Annotated in this window: 12 protein-coding genes; 8 read left to right on the top strand and 4 right to left on the bottom strand. The window is 39.6% G+C overall.

The window, feature by feature from the left end; translation table 11 throughout:
* Positions 1 to 36: 36 nt before the first annotated feature.
* Positions 37 to 1,884 carry an asparagine synthase (glutamine-hydrolyzing) gene (asnB, locus tag ACM5BR_RS14515; protein ID WP_416828710.1) on the bottom strand — a complete coding sequence of 616 codons (1,848 nt, stop codon included), beginning with the start codon at positions 1,882 to 1,884 and terminating at the stop codon, positions 37 to 39.
* Positions 1,885 to 2,173: 289 nt separating this feature from the next.
* Here asnB and ACM5BR_RS14510 point away from each other — a divergent pair, with 289 nt between their 5' ends.
* On the top strand, positions 2,174 to 2,728 hold the full coding sequence (locus ACM5BR_RS14510) for a DUF2777 family protein (protein WP_416828708.1): 555 nt from the start codon (positions 2,174 to 2,176) through the stop codon (positions 2,726 to 2,728).
* Between the two features lie 79 nt (positions 2,729 to 2,807).
* Here the strand turns inward: ACM5BR_RS14510 and ACM5BR_RS14505 are convergent, their stop codons facing one another.
* Positions 2,808 to 3,710 (bottom strand): fumarylacetoacetate hydrolase family protein, encoded by a 903-nt coding sequence (locus ACM5BR_RS14505; protein ID WP_416828707.1) that lies wholly within the window; start codon positions 3,708 to 3,710, stop codon positions 2,808 to 2,810.
* Positions 3,711 to 4,028: 318 nt separating this feature from the next.
* Here ACM5BR_RS14505 and ACM5BR_RS14500 point away from each other — a divergent pair, with 318 nt between their 5' ends.
* From ACM5BR_RS14500 to ACM5BR_RS14470, 7 genes are all read left to right on the top strand, one after another.
* Positions 4,029 to 4,190 (top strand): Spo0E family sporulation regulatory protein-aspartic acid phosphatase, encoded by a 162-nt coding sequence (locus tag ACM5BR_RS14500; RefSeq protein WP_416828706.1) that lies wholly within the window; start codon positions 4,029 to 4,031, stop codon positions 4,188 to 4,190.
* Positions 4,191 to 4,395: 205 nt separating this feature from the next.
* Positions 4,396 to 4,617: a spore germination protein gene (locus ACM5BR_RS14495; protein ID WP_416828705.1), complete on the top strand. Its 222-nt coding sequence runs from the start codon at positions 4,396 to 4,398 to the stop codon at positions 4,615 to 4,617.
* A gap of 13 nt (positions 4,618 to 4,630) precedes the next feature.
* The gene (locus tag ACM5BR_RS14490; protein WP_416828703.1) at positions 4,631 to 4,831 is read left to right on the top strand and encodes a spore germination protein GerPB; all 201 of its coding nucleotides are present in this window, start codon (positions 4,631 to 4,633) and stop codon (positions 4,829 to 4,831) included.
* A 35-nt stretch (positions 4,832 to 4,866) separates the two neighbouring features.
* The gene (gene gerPC, locus ACM5BR_RS14485) at positions 4,867 to 5,481 is read left to right on the top strand and encodes a spore germination protein GerPC (protein ID WP_416828701.1); all 615 of its coding nucleotides are present in this window, start codon (positions 4,867 to 4,869) and stop codon (positions 5,479 to 5,481) included.
* Between the two features lie 5 nt (positions 5,482 to 5,486).
* On the top strand, positions 5,487 to 5,681 hold the full coding sequence (locus ACM5BR_RS14480) for a spore gernimation protein GerPD (RefSeq protein WP_416828700.1): 195 nt from the start codon (positions 5,487 to 5,489) through the stop codon (positions 5,679 to 5,681).
* Positions 5,682 to 5,695: 14 nt separating this feature from the next.
* A complete protein-coding gene (locus ACM5BR_RS14475) occupies positions 5,696 to 6,067 on the top strand; it encodes a spore germination protein GerPE (protein WP_416828699.1) in 372 nt (123 codons plus the stop codon).
* 62 nt (positions 6,068 to 6,129) lie between these two features.
* The gene (locus ACM5BR_RS14470) at positions 6,130 to 6,345 is read left to right on the top strand and encodes a spore germination protein (protein WP_416828849.1); all 216 of its coding nucleotides are present in this window, start codon (positions 6,130 to 6,132) and stop codon (positions 6,343 to 6,345) included.
* A gap of 173 nt (positions 6,346 to 6,518) precedes the next feature.
* Here the strand turns inward: ACM5BR_RS14470 and addA are convergent, their stop codons facing one another.
* Together addA and addB are read right to left on the bottom strand one after the other, a co-directional pair.
* Positions 6,519 to 10,205: a helicase-exonuclease AddAB subunit AddA gene (gene addA, locus ACM5BR_RS14465; RefSeq protein WP_416828698.1), complete on the bottom strand. Its 3,687-nt coding sequence runs from the start codon at positions 10,203 to 10,205 to the stop codon at positions 6,519 to 6,521.
* Entirely contained in the window at positions 10,174 to 13,689 is a 3,516-nt protein-coding gene (addB, locus tag ACM5BR_RS14460) for a helicase-exonuclease AddAB subunit AddB (protein WP_416828697.1), read from the bottom strand. Before addB ends, addA begins: the two co-directional genes overlap by 32 nt.
* Positions 13,690 to 13,956 lie beyond the last annotated feature (267 nt).

Below are 13,956 nucleotides of genomic sequence, written 5' to 3'. Positions count from 1 at the left end.
GAAAAGAGCTGTGGCAGGAAACCACAGCTCTTTTTATTATGATTCTATAATCGAAATATTGTATTGGTTAAACCATACATCTAGCTGTGCAAGATGAGCAAGCAGCTGCGGGCCGGTCATGAGCTGGCCAAACCACGGAGTAGAAAAGGCAGTTCCTTCTGAATCGATAAGATTTTGCAGCTGCTTAGAATCAAACAGCTCATGCAGCATACTGCTCTTATTTAAAAGAACCTCCTTCAGCCAATTAACAACTGCTTTTGTATAAAAGGGGTTATGCGTTTTCGGATACGGACTTTTCTTACGATATAACACTTCATCAGGTAACACTCCTTCGAGTGCTTTTCGAAGCAACCCTTTTTCTCTGCCCTGATGCATTTTCATTTCCCATGGGACGTTCCATACATATTCAACCAATCTATGATCAGCAAAAGGAACGCGTACTTCTAAGCTTGCCCCCATGCTCATACGATCCTTTCGATCAAGAAGCGTTGTCATAAACCAAATCATATTTATATAAAATAATTCACGGCGCTTCGCCTCAAGCGGCGTTTCTCCGTCTAACTGAGGCGTTTCCTTCACCGATTCTTCATAGCGCGCTAGCACATAATCACGCAATTTCAACCTCTTTCGCCAAGTTTGGTTTAGCAATGCTTCCCTCGCCTCTGTAGATCGCATCCACGGAAAGGAATGAATCTCTCTGGCATCTTGGTGATGGAACCACGGATACCCGCCAAATATTTCATCCGCACATTCTCCAGACAACCCGACAACGAAGTCCTTCTTTATTTCTTTACAAAACCATAGCAGTGAAGAATCAACATCAGCCATTCCAGGTAGATCTCGAACCAAAACAGCTTCCGTTAAATGAGCGGCCAGTTCTTCATTATGAATCACACAGCGATGATGATTCGTCTGAAAACGATCTGACATAATATCTATCCAATATCCATCACTGTTTGGCTGAAAGGAATTTGACTTAAAGTACATATCATTTCCTTCATAATCAATAGAATACGTATGAAGAGGACCTTTCCCATCACGTGCATAGGCCTTCGCTGCAATTGCTGTAATAGCGCTCGAATCAACCCCGCCGGACAGAAACGTACATAGAGGCACATCAGATACGAGTTGTCTTGTAATTGCATCTTGCAATAAGAAACGAACATTGAATACCGTTTCTTCAAACGTATCTGTATGCTTTCGACTTACAACATTCCAATAACGCCAAATACGTAAGCCCTCTTTCGAAAATGAAAGAGCATGCCCGGGACGAAGCTCATGTATCCCGCGAAATACACCATGCCCCGGAGAACGAGAAGGTCCTAAGCCGAGCACTTCCGCTAGTCCTTCATAAGTTACTTCTGCACGCACATCCGGGTGGGCTAGAATAGCTTTTATCTCAGAACCAAATAGCAAGCGGTCTCCATCTTGTTTGTAAAATAACGGTTTTACACCAAGTCTGTCACGAGCAAGAAATATTTGCTCTCTCTTTGCATCCCAAATGGCAAATGTAAAAATGCCATTTAAATAATCTACACAATCTTCCTTCCATTCTATATACGAGGCTAGTAATACTTCTGTATCGGAATGTCCTTGAAATGTATATCCTTTTTTTAGAAGCTCACTACGAATATCCTCGGTGTTATATAGCTCACCATTATAACAAATCGTGTAGAAATCATCTTCGCCTCTTGTCATCGGCTGCTTTCCACCCTCTGGATCCACAACGACTAAACGTTTATGACCAAATATGGCGTGTGTAAATGCCTGTATGTTTGTATCATCAGGCCCCCGTTTTGAAAGCGTCTGTGTCATTTTTTCTACCGTTTCCCGTTCATTTAAAACAGAACGTGTATACTCTACCCAACCTGTAATGCCACACATACCCTTCATCCTTTCTATTTTTATTTTAACTTTCCTTAAGTAAGTTGTTTTCCCAATGTGGAGGCTAGGGCTAACCTTTTCTTTTACGGCAGCCAGTCCCTACTTAGGTATTCACTATAGAAAAATCCGGCCACCCGTAAATTGCTAAAAGAAGGTTGTTTCACGTAACGGCAGCATCACCTTGCAAGTTGGTTCCATTGTATGCCCACATCCATACAAACGTTCACACACGTTATAAATTATTGAAAAACTGTCGATACCAGTAAATAATGTCAAAGGAGGATCATATATGATAAATCGTTATCAAATCATGCGAAATCAACATCGTGCCTATACAATCGGCAGTATTGAACATATAAATACAGAATGGATTTTTTTTGAAGAAGAAAGTGAGGAAGCAAGCTTATTGTCAGAAATCGTACAGGATGGATTTGAAATATTATATGAACATCATTGGATACCTGCCCATATCTATGAAAATGACATGATAAAAATAGAAAATATACTGTATAAGCTGCAAAACAGAGATACTCTTCGCGTTCCAAAAAAGCTTCTCTATTCCTATGAAGAATGGTTGAAAGGGCTATCCGATTCATCCTTTCTTGCACTTGCAAGTTCTCTTAAAGCTTTTGAATATTCCCTATATGATTGCTTATTCTGTCATAATAGTATGCAATTTATACGTAACCAAATTCCAAATCAAGGAGTTAATTTTATACTCTACGATAATGGAGATCTCGTTTGTTCTCTTCATCATCATTATGTTCACCATAGTAACGAAGGTAAGGATACCTTTATCTTTACACGTGCTGATGGAGAAACGAAAATGATTGAAAATGAATAAGGTGAACCTTCTCAAAAGTAGAGGGATAAAAAAGAACGGTCAAAACCCGTTCTTTTTTATCCCTCACTACTACTGAATCCTATTTTACTTCGTTTACTAATGTCCCGATATTTTCTACCGTTATTTCAATTACATCTCCCGTTTTTAAATATCGAGGTGGTTGAAATCCTTTTCCAACTCCTTCTGGTGTTCCTGTTGAAATAATATCACCTGGCTCCAATGTCATGCCTTGGCTTAAGACCGATAGAATAGTTGGAATGTCAAACATCATTTTCGATGTATGAGAGGATTGCCGAACCTCTCCGTTCACTTTTGTTTCAATTGTCAAATCGTGTGGATTTGCAATGCTAGATTGGTGAATGATGACCGGTCCAATTGGACAAAATGTATCTAAGCTTTTTCCTAGAAAATATTGTTTATGACGACTTTGTAAGTCACGTGCACTTACATCATTAATGATGGTATAACCAAATACATAGGAATAAGCATCTTCCTTAGAAATAGCAGTTCCACGTTTTCCAATAATAATAGCAAGCTCACCCTCATAATCCACTTGATCCGTTACAGCTTGATGACTTGCAATATAGCTGCCATGTCCAATTACAGTTGTAGGTGCCTTCGTAAAAAATAGAGGATACTCTGGGATATCCGTAACCCCTCCCATTTCAATAGCGTGTTCTCGGTAATTTTTACCAATACACATAATATTTTTCCGTGGATACGGGATCGGTGCCAGCAGCGTGATCTCTTCTATATTATACAAACCAATTGGCTGTGGTTGCTCATAGGTCCATTTCACTACTTCTTCTGCTTGCGTAAGAAAATCGTCACCCGCTTCTATACATTCAATCATCGTATTTGGAATACGAACTTTTCCCATCATTTCCTGCTGCGCTTCTTGTAAATAAACCACCTTTGTTACTGTATCGTCTACTACCCCTACAAATGTCGTTTCACCCTTTTTAACTGTTACAAATCTCATCAATCACACCCCCATGATCTTTCTTTCATTCGATAACTCATGCTATTCTTTCCCTGTATTTATAGACAGAAGAACCCCTACTTTGGGGAAGTTTTACTTTATTAATCTTCGAATGAGATGACACAAAATCCTGCTTGTTTCGTCAGTAGTTGCTACTTTACATTATCTTAAATCACTATATTGCTAAAAGATGTAGAATCCTATCCGCTTTTAGCGAAACTATTTTCTTTTGAAGGTAAACTTGTATAATAGAGTATATAAGTACCAAAGAATGAAAAAAACGACTCTTTATTATCACAAAGAGATGGAGCCAATAACATGTTACTACAAGCAATTGAAGAAAAACGAGAAATGATGAGGAACTTGGTTAATCAATATGGGATGTCAGCTGATGTAACCATTAGTTGCAGTCAAGAATTAGACAAGCTCTTAAATATGCTATTACTTACACAACTCGAGTCGAAAAACAGTAAAAAATAAAACAAAGCTCTTCCTCTTAACCAAACTAATTATATAGATATTTAAGTGTAACAATTGTATTTCTCTATAAAAGGATAGATGACGGAACGAGTACATCGTACTTCAGTTCCGTCATCTTCTTTTCTTTTTCAAATTTTTATACACATTCTTAGGAAAATGCCCATACAATACCTATAAGAATCACTTTGATGAAAGGTGTACATCCATGCCTGCTATTGTTGGAAGTGTAAATATTGTAAATATAGGATCGAGCGGAGTATTTCATATTGGCGATGTATTCGTGATTCGTCCGATTTCCTTTGCCAAGACAATTGCTGGATCAGGGTCCTTTAATGTAGGGGAAACTGTAGCTATTTATAATTATCAAAATGCAACGAATGTATCTGATACTGATTACATCGATCAGCCAATATCCTTTACGTACTAAGGGGGAAAAGATCGTGAATCTTTATGTTCAACAAAGTATTATCATCCATAATCTTCGTGTAGGAAGCGTTACATCTGCCTCCGTCTTTCAAATAGGTAGTGCTGGAACGATAAAAGCCCTTTCCAAATTTTCCAATACAGGGGGATTTACAGAACCAGCTCGCCCATTAAAAGCAAAGGGCCAAATTATTTCTGTTGTCCCTACAGGTGATTAAAGTATGTAAACTTATTACCGCTAGGAGGGTAGGTTATGAATCAAGATTGGATTGCCTTTACTACGCAGCTTCAGCAAACCCTCATGCAGCAACAAAAAAGAATCGAGGAGCTTGAAGCTGCCGTTCTGTTATTAAAGGAAGAAATTGAAGGACTAAAACGAAATCCTCCCTCCTCTATCGGGAAAGTAGAATACAAATTTGATCAACTAAAGGTCGAGAATTTGAGTGGCACATTAAACATCGGTCTTTCTCCTTTTGCTAAAAAAGAACATATGATTGAGGATTTTGATATAGACACAGAAAAACTAACTGTTAATCCTGAAACAGGAGTAAGCCCTGATCTTTACCAAGACTTGATTCAAGAAATAAATCGTTACTTATCTCATGAAGCCTATGAACGAATTATTCAGCTAGAAACGAATGAACGAACTCCACTAGATGATGTGTACCGCCAAATGATGATAGATGATATTAAAAAACAAATCGAGCATCGGCTTCCCTATTATCTATCGCAGATACAGCCATATCCTGAGATTACATCCAATCCAGAGTATATGAAAGAGGTCATTATACAAAATATGAAGCAAGACATTGACAAAGCATTTTTAGCATTCATTCAGCATTTACCTCATCATGTCCGAAAGGAGTGAGTAACATGAATTTTACAGTTGTCAATTGTGAACTCAAGGTTGGCACAATTAAATCGATAGGTACTTCTGCTGCATCCTTATTTCTAGTAGGGGATGCAGATTTAATTATCCTGTCCTCTATTTTAGATACACCGCCCGAATCATTAGCAAAGGGGCCATTCGTTCCTCCCGTTTTAGCCGTACCTACAACACCGAGGTAGAGGAGAGGTTTAGCATGATGAAACGATTTTCAGTAGTGGACGAAATCAATATCTCTTCACTCGGTATTGATGCGGTTGCGCAGCTAGGCGATACGAATACCATTCATGCAAAGAGTAGAGGTATTGCGATTCAACAGGAATCAGATCAATATTCTATAGATGAGACACCACCGCTAGCATCCTATCCGCTCTTTTTAGATACTGAGATTACGATACCCACTCGAAGAAAAGAAGTACGAATGCATACGATTCAGGAATGTCCATTTATTCATATTAATCAAATTAATATGACCTACATCCAAGGCGCCGCTGTTTTCCATATCGGAAATGTAGAATATACATTTAGCAATAATCGCCTATTACAAATACGACATTTAATTAAATAACACATTATCCGAAATCAAGGCATATATTACTTACAGGAATATACGATAAGAGGGTGAGGACAATACCATCATTTGTCGGAAATGTAATTGTACAAACGAGTTCTGGTCAATTTAATTTAGGTGATTTCTATAACGTCTCTCCAAAGGAAAATTCCAAGGCATTTAATGGATCAGGTTCGTCAAATGTAGGCTTTGTCGTCAATACATTTAACGGTATTAATGCAACCAATACATTTGATCCAGATGTGAACGATCAAACTACTGCAGGAACTCTCTAATTCTAATCTAAAATCGATCATACCCCAAATAACCCAAAACCATCATAACAAGCAATTTTATATAAATGATTGAAAATATCTTTATGAATCTAAAGTGAAACTTCCTAAAAAATAGGGAGTTTCTTCATCCCTCTACTTTCTAGGAAGCCAGGACCAACCATTGCTTTTGCGTGCTATTCTACTTTTAAACTATGCTGGCCATCAAAAAAGTACAGGTATTTTTCCTTCACCTTAGTATGAAGTCCTTCTTCAATCGCTTTACTATAAAGAGTAAGCTGCATTTCATAGCGCTTTAGCAGCTCTGAACTTGCCTGCTCAAAGCCGCCGGGAAATTTCCCTGTAATGCGATCCGTTTTAAAATCGATAAGCACGATGCCATCGTCCTCTTCAATCATACAGTCAATAACCCCTTGCACCAGTACCTCTTCTTCTATCCCGTTCCAATCTGCGTAGGATTCACTAGCAGCAATCGTCATAGAAAATGGAACTTCCCGTTCGGTTTTACCTTTTAGCATACGCTGACCAAGTGGGGAATGAAAAAAGGCAATGATATCTTGCGGAATAATTGACATAGCCTGCTCGTAAGTGAGAAGCTCATCATTTACCATTTTTGCTAGCAATTCTTCTATACTCTCCGTTGACATATTCTCTATAAGCGGCACATGCTGCATAACAAGGTGAACTGCCGTTCCATATTCAGCACCTGTTAATCCTTTACGCTCCATAAATCTCGGTCTCGTTCCAATAGGAGTCATAGCCTTTCTATGTGTATGGCCTTCTTCTTCAATTTGATAATTTCGTTTAATTTCCGTAACTGTCTGTTTTGCCCGATGTTCAGTTGCCTCTTGAAATGGATACGTCCAAGTGAGCCTTTCTATCACTTCTTCATGTTTATCTGAGATAATATCTACCTCACTATGATTTTGAAGGGAATCGAGTAAAGAACGCTGTACGTCATCAAGCTGCTCAGATGGCGATAAAGTTGCTGCCTCAACCGGATGTATCGTCCAAGATGAAGGATCATTTGCCACAACCCCGTTAAGATGCTCTATCCCTTCCATAAGTGAGCTACTTGCTTTATGGCGAAGCAGTGCAGCTCCAATCCAATCCATATAACAAGACGAGCCTGCTCGAACATAGTCTGGAAGCAACCAGTCCTCTTGCTCACGCATATCGCTCCATTTGCTAAGAGAGGCTTCCATGTCTTTCACCGTTCCAATTAAAATGAGTTTTTCCTTTGCACGTGTTAACGCAACATATAACACTCGCATTTCTTCTGCTATCAGCTCCAATTTCATTTTTCGCTTGATTGCTAGCTGCGGCAACGTTTTATATTGAATACGTTTATTTGGATCAATGAACGGTGAACCGAATCCTAAATCTTTATGAAGCAAATAACGTTTGTTTAAATCTTGCATATTAAAACGACGATTTAGACCTGCAACGAATACCACAGGAAACTCTAATCCTTTGCTTTTATGAATCGTCATAATCCGCACAACATCTTCTTGCTCTCCAAGAGCACGTGCTGTTCCCATATCATCACCGCGATCGATGATTCGCTCAATAAAGCGTAAAAATCGAAACAACCCACGAAAAGACGTTGACTCATATTGACGAGCACGATCATACAGCACTCGCAAATTTGCTTGACGCTGCTTTCCTCCAGGCAATCCTGCAACAAAATCGTAGTAGCCCGTTTCACGGTACACTTTCCAAATTAAATCAGATAGCGGTTGTTGACGCGCAAAACTGCGCCATTCTTGAAGAAGCTCATAAAAGGATGCGATTTTGGTATACAATGGCTCCCCTTTATCCCCATCGTTTAAATAAGAAAGAAGAACTTGATAAAAGGTACCTCTTTTTTTAAATATGCGCAGCTTCGCTAATTCTTCATCCGTTATACCAACGATTGGTGAACGAAGTACAGAAGCAAGGGGAATATCTTGAGCTGGATTGTCAATCACGCGAAGCACGTTCATCATGATATGAATTTCGGTCGCTTCGAAATAACCAGTAGAAAGCTCTGCATATACGGGAATACCTTGCTGCTTGCACTCTTCTACCATTGTAGGAGCCCAAGGCATAGAGCGAAGCAAAATAACAAAATCACGATAGGAAACCGGACGCATCGTATTCGCACTGCGATCATACACTTCATAGCCGGATGCGACCATTTCTTTAATCCGCTTTGCAAGGAAGCGTGCCTCAATCTGCGATGCTTCCCATTCCATACGCTCATCCTCTTCTTCACTCGTCTCCTCTTGGTGCTGATTGATAATAATCCATTCCGCTGCTGTACTGTTCGATTCTGGATAATTGGCACCTAACTTTAGCTCAGCATCTGCATCATACTCGATTTCTCCTACCGCTTCACCCATGATTTGCCGAAAAATGAAATTCGTCCCCGCTAACACCTCATTACGGCTCCGAAAGTTTTTTGCCAAATCAATACGCATTCCGTTATTCAACCCGTCTGCCCTAAATCGTTTATATTTACTTAAAAATAAACCAGGTTCTGCTAAACGGAAGCGATAGATGGACTGTTTCACATCGCCAACCATAAATAAATTTCCGCCATTCTCCGATTCCTTTGTTACAAGCTGAAGAATACGTTCTTGCACCATATTCGTATCCTGATATTCATCTACGAGAACTTCCATAAATTTCTCTCGATATTGCAGTGCAACAGACGACGGCTTTGTTTCATCGGTAGAATCAGACAAGATTTCCAAACAAAAATGCTCAAGATCAGTAAAATCAACGATGCTTTTTTCACTCTTACTTGCTTGAAATCTAACACTGAATTCTTTTACAAGCTCGATGAGTTTTGCTAAAACTGGCTTCATTTTCGATAAATCTTGAACAAAATGGTCTGGCGTTCGACTAAAGCATTCCTCCTTTAGCTTTGCCACCATTTCCTTCGCTTTTTTACGAAGCGTATCCGTTCGATTTAGCAATTCTTCATCGTAGTCGCTTTTTTTAATTCGAGGCAAGGTTGTCCATTTTACTTGCTGCATCTTCTCATAGATAGCCTCCCAAGAATGATTCGCTGCATCAAGTAAGGCATGTATTACATTCCGATCGTCTTCAAATACAGCGGCTCGCGGAGCTGGACCATCCGGCAGAGCAGTAAGTAGAAGAGCTCTGTTTATACATTCATAGGCACCTTGTAAGGTACGTTTTACGTCATCAAGAAGTGCTTTTGTATATGGTAAATCCTCAATTGTCTTATCTGTTACGTCGTACATCGAAACAAGTTGATCGAGCCATGCATTTGGATTCGGATGCGCACGCGCTTCCTTAAACAAATGAAGAATCATCGTTTGTATGTCATCATCACCGCGATCGCTCGTGTACATATCTACGACTTCAAAAAATAAATCATTGTGCCTCGTCCCGTACTGTTCTTCTAGTAAATCACCGAGCACCTCTTCCTTTACTAGTTCTACTTCCGTTTCATTTGCAATACGAAAACCTGGATCAATATCAATCATGAAATAATAGGAACGTATCACCTGCAAGCAAAAGGAGTGCAGCGTTGAAATCGATGCACGATTTAAGAGGGTAAGCTGCTTTCTAAGATGATACGAATCCTCATGGGAGGATAATTCCTTTTCTAACGCTTCTCCAATACGCTTTTTCATTTCCTGTGCAGAAGCATTTGTAAACGTTACAACGAGGAGACGATCCACATCTTGTTTGCCTGTGACAATCTTTTTTATGATGCGTTCAACGAGAACCGCCGTTTTTCCTGATCCCGCCGCTGCTGCCACGAGAATATCTTGTCCATCCTCTGTTATCGCCTTCCATTGTTCATCTGTCCACTTACTCTCTGCCGGTTTCGGAATCATTGTCATGATTGGATACCTCCTCGCTCATTTTTTCTAACGCTTCACTGCTCTTCAGCGGAGTAAGCAAACGATAGCTATTTTCCTTAAGACTTTCATCAAATTGACAAATAGAACGAAATTGACAAAAGGCACATGCTGTTTTGTTTTTTATTTTATAAGGATCAATGCCAATGATTCCATCCGTTATGTTATTTCCTGTTACTTCAAACTTACGATGTACATGATTTTGTAGTACATCGAATTGCTGTAAGCTTGCCACGGATGAATTGCTATAGAAGCTGCCATCCTTTTTTAAGCTTGCTGAAACGATATGAGATGAACCTGTTTCTAGCGTTTTATCCATAAGCTGCATCACTTCCCGTTCTGCAAGCATCAGGCCTTTCATTTTAAACTGCTTTACTATTTCATGCTCAATTTCTAACTCTGACAAATTTTTATTCACTTCAATAATCGGGTTATGAATGTGAAAATAAAGAACACCAGCTGGTTGTACTGGTTTCCCAGAGACTATCCATTGCTTTGCATTTTCTACAACTACATCAAGATACGTAAGCATTTGCAGGGAAAGTCCATAGTATACTTCCGCTATGTCTAATACTTTGCTGCTTGATTTATAATCAATAATACGTAAAAACGTGCCCTGATCTCCTTCTGCACGATCTACTCGGTCAATTCTACCGACAATCTTCATATTCGTCCCATTGTTTAGCTGCAAAGCAACAGGTGGCAAAGCGCCATTTCCCATTCCAAACGGTACTTCTAAGGCAACAGGAACAAATCCACTCGCCTTCTCCTGTTCACTTAACACGACGGAAGCGCGGTAAATAATCTGCTGCAATTTACGTTTTAAATAATGATGACGATTGGAGCTAAGCAAGATTTCCTTCTGTAAAAGAGGTGCGAGCGTTTCAATCGTTTCCTCAGCCAGATGTTCACATTCCTTCTTCGTTAAATCGCCCCAGCTTCGTTTATGTGCGAGCAACTGATCTGCAATATTTTTTAGAGCAGCGTGAAAGAGCTCACCCATATCAGGTGCTTCCATTCTAAAAATATCTCGCTCGCGAAGACCTAAGCCATACTGAATAAAATGAGCATAGGAACAGCGTTGAAATAACTCCATACGTGAAACACTTCCGATGATTTCATCCCCATACAATTCCTTGCTGATTGATTGATCCAGCTTACGAGCTTCGTTTCGATAAAACAAACTAGAAAAAACTCGCTTGCTCTGTTCCTTCCAAGCGTCATTTGTAACAAAGAAATTATATACATCCCACCAAAACGCCAAATCACTCTCATATCGGTATCTTTTCCATGTTTGCAGTTGCTGCGTTACATACGTTAAAGTAGCAGCTGGCGTTTCCACGAAGGAAAGCTGTTCTTCCTTCGGTACATCATTCACATCATTCGTCACAAATGCTTCATGAACGAGAGGAAACATCCCTCTTATTTTCTTAAATAGACTGGATGCAAGCAATGTTTTTCCTTCTTCATCAGCAAAAGGGCAGGAAATCATAAGCTTATGGGATGGCTTTGTAAGGGTTTCATAGATTAAAAACTGCTCTTCTAGTAACGCTTGTCTACTCGTAGACGCGAGCTGCATTCCGCTTTGCAATAGTAATTCTCGCTCCTCATCTGACAGAACACCTTCATCAGCAGGAGCAGCCGGGATAACCCCTTCATTCACTCCAATGAAAAAGAGAGCCGATATGTTTGTTACGCGAGACGTATCTATATTTGCAATAAGCACCTGATCGAGTGACGGAGGTATATTTGCAAATTGCAAAGATTCCAATCCGGTCGACACCACTTGTGTAAACATATCAAGAGACAGTTTTTCGTTCCCTAGCATTTCAACAAACGTATCGAATAGGTGAATCACCTCATCCCATACTTGTTCATGGTCTTTGGCAAATAAGAAATTCCCTTTTTCTTCTTCCTTTTTTCGAAGTACTTCTAGCTTTTTAGGAATTTGTAATTCTTCTAAATACAGATACACTGCCTCGCACATAGAAAGTACAGATTTCGCACGCTTTAAGCGATTTTTCAATGTGAGGATTGGTTTTGCAATCATATCACGAAGGCTGTTAATCTTATCTTCCATCGTTTTTTCATAATCGGTTTGCCCTGTAATATTCCCGTCCAAGGAACGATATCGACGATACGTCCATCTTACCTCAGATGTCCAGCGGCTCCCTTGTATTCCGTATGAAAGGCAATAATTTTCGAACTCATCCATATCTTCTCTTAGCTTCTCCGTATGGGAGCGTAGCGGATACAAAAGTTCTGTTTTTACACAACGAAAAACAGCATCATATCGCCAATTTCCTCTTATCACATCAAATGACGAACGAATCAGCTCAATAAGCGGATGATGCAGCATCGAACGCTTTTTATCTATAAAATAAGGAATATTATAATCTTGAAACATGGTTTGAATCACATCGTAATAACTGTCACCATTTCGAACCATAACGGCAATATCTCGGTATCTATAGCCGCTTCGTACTAGTTCCCTTATTTCCCGAGCAATGGTCTCCACTTCAGCACGACGATTTGCTGCTGCAAGTAAGGTAATATCCGGTGTCTCTCCGAAATACGGATAAGGACGAACATCATAATTTTTCTCTAGATGAGCTAAGGAACGGCTTGATTGGAAGCGCGCCTGCCCTGTTAGTATGATGGGTGCTTCCACCTGTATCCCAATTTCTTTCGCAGCACGTAACAAACGATCATATGTATTCCAGGTTTGATAAAAAAGATGAAGTTCATCCTTCGCTTCATTCACCTGATCAATCGTTAATGTTACCGTAACCTGGCAGCCATTTCGCAAAAGCTGTTTTAGCACATCTATCTCCTGAGGCAAAAAGGTATGAAAGCCATCTACATACACCTCTGCTTGTTTTACATATTGCGACTCTGGTATTTTTTCGATTAATAGCTGAATATAGTCTTCTCCGTCTAAGTATTTTCCGACTAGCGCTCGTTCAAAATCCTCATATAGAAGCTGTAAATCGTGTAGCTTATTAGCTAGCAGCATTTGTTTGCTTCCGTCTAGTTCCTGTGAAAGCGAATAAATGTCTGAAGGTGTTACATTATGGCGTTTCCATTCGGCTATCATGGCGCTTAATTGATCAAAAAAACCGTTTTGATCAGACGCCTTTTGAAAAACAGTTAGCTCTCCTTTTCGCGCTTCCACGATTTTACGAAGAAGCATATTTACACCAGCACCATCAATATGAAGACGACTTGAGCCTCCTACCTCTTGCAGTACACGCCAAGCAAGCCGAGAAAAACTAAACACTTGAGCACGTATAGAGCTTCGAACCTTATGATGCAAAGCTTGCTGCGCCTGAAAAGTCATTTGATCCGGCACAAGATAGAGTATGGAAGCTCCCTTCGGACTTTTTTGTAATTCTGATTGTATTTCAGATAATACTGTTTCACTTTTCCCACTGCCAGCTCGTCCAATTATAAAGCGAAGCGACATGATATCTTCACCTTCCTTGAAAAAAGAAGGTAACTCGATGAAATCGAATTACCTGTCAAATTTAACTTGTACTTCTTCAATCTGCCAATATTGTCCTTCTAGTCTTTCACTTCTTTTTATTGTACCATCATTTATGGAATTATCTAATTGAAACATTTGCATACCTACTTTATGAATATCATTCCCCCTAGGGAATGGAGAAATCCTATTTGATAGAGGAAAAAGTATTCTTTTCATAAGTAAAAGGGTGTCAAAGAGATTGCAATG

Origin of the sequence: Ectobacillus polymachus (assembly GCF_048159605.1) — a bacterium.
Classification (GTDB): domain Bacteria; phylum Bacillota; class Bacilli; order Bacillales; family Bacillaceae_G; genus Ectobacillus; species Ectobacillus polymachus.
This window is presented reverse-complemented; position numbering and strand designations above follow the sequence as displayed.

Excerpts from the sequence above, each read along its gene's own strand:
- ACM5BR_RS14500 (WP_416828706.1), top strand. The coding sequence starts at position 4,029 with ATGTTACTACAAGCAATTGAAGAAAAACGAGAAATGATGAGGAACTTG.
- ACM5BR_RS14495 (WP_416828705.1), top strand. The coding sequence starts at position 4,396 with ATGCCTGCTATTGTTGGAAGTGTAAATATTGTAAATATAGGATCGAGC.
- ACM5BR_RS14480 (WP_416828700.1), top strand. The coding sequence starts at position 5,487 with ATGAATTTTACAGTTGTCAATTGTGAACTCAAGGTTGGCACAATTAAA.
- addB (WP_416828697.1), bottom strand. The coding sequence starts at position 13,689 with ATGTCGCTTCGCTTTATAATTGGACGAGCTGGCAGTGGGAAAAGTGAA.
- ACM5BR_RS14510 (WP_416828708.1), top strand. The coding sequence starts at position 2,174 with ATGATAAATCGTTATCAAATCATGCGAAATCAACATCGTGCCTATACA.
- ACM5BR_RS14475 (WP_416828699.1), top strand. The coding sequence starts at position 5,696 with ATGATGAAACGATTTTCAGTAGTGGACGAAATCAATATCTCTTCACTC.
- asnB (WP_416828710.1), bottom strand. The coding sequence starts at position 1,884 with ATGTGTGGCATTACAGGTTGGGTAGAGTATACACGTTCTGTTTTAAAT.
- addA (WP_416828698.1), bottom strand. The coding sequence starts at position 10,205 with ATGACAATGATTCCGAAACCGGCAGAGAGTAAGTGGACAGATGAACAA.
- ACM5BR_RS14505 (WP_416828707.1), bottom strand. The coding sequence starts at position 3,710 with ATGAGATTTGTAACAGTTAAAAAGGGTGAAACGACATTTGTAGGGGTA.
- gerPC (WP_416828701.1), top strand. The coding sequence starts at position 4,867 with ATGAATCAAGATTGGATTGCCTTTACTACGCAGCTTCAGCAAACCCTC.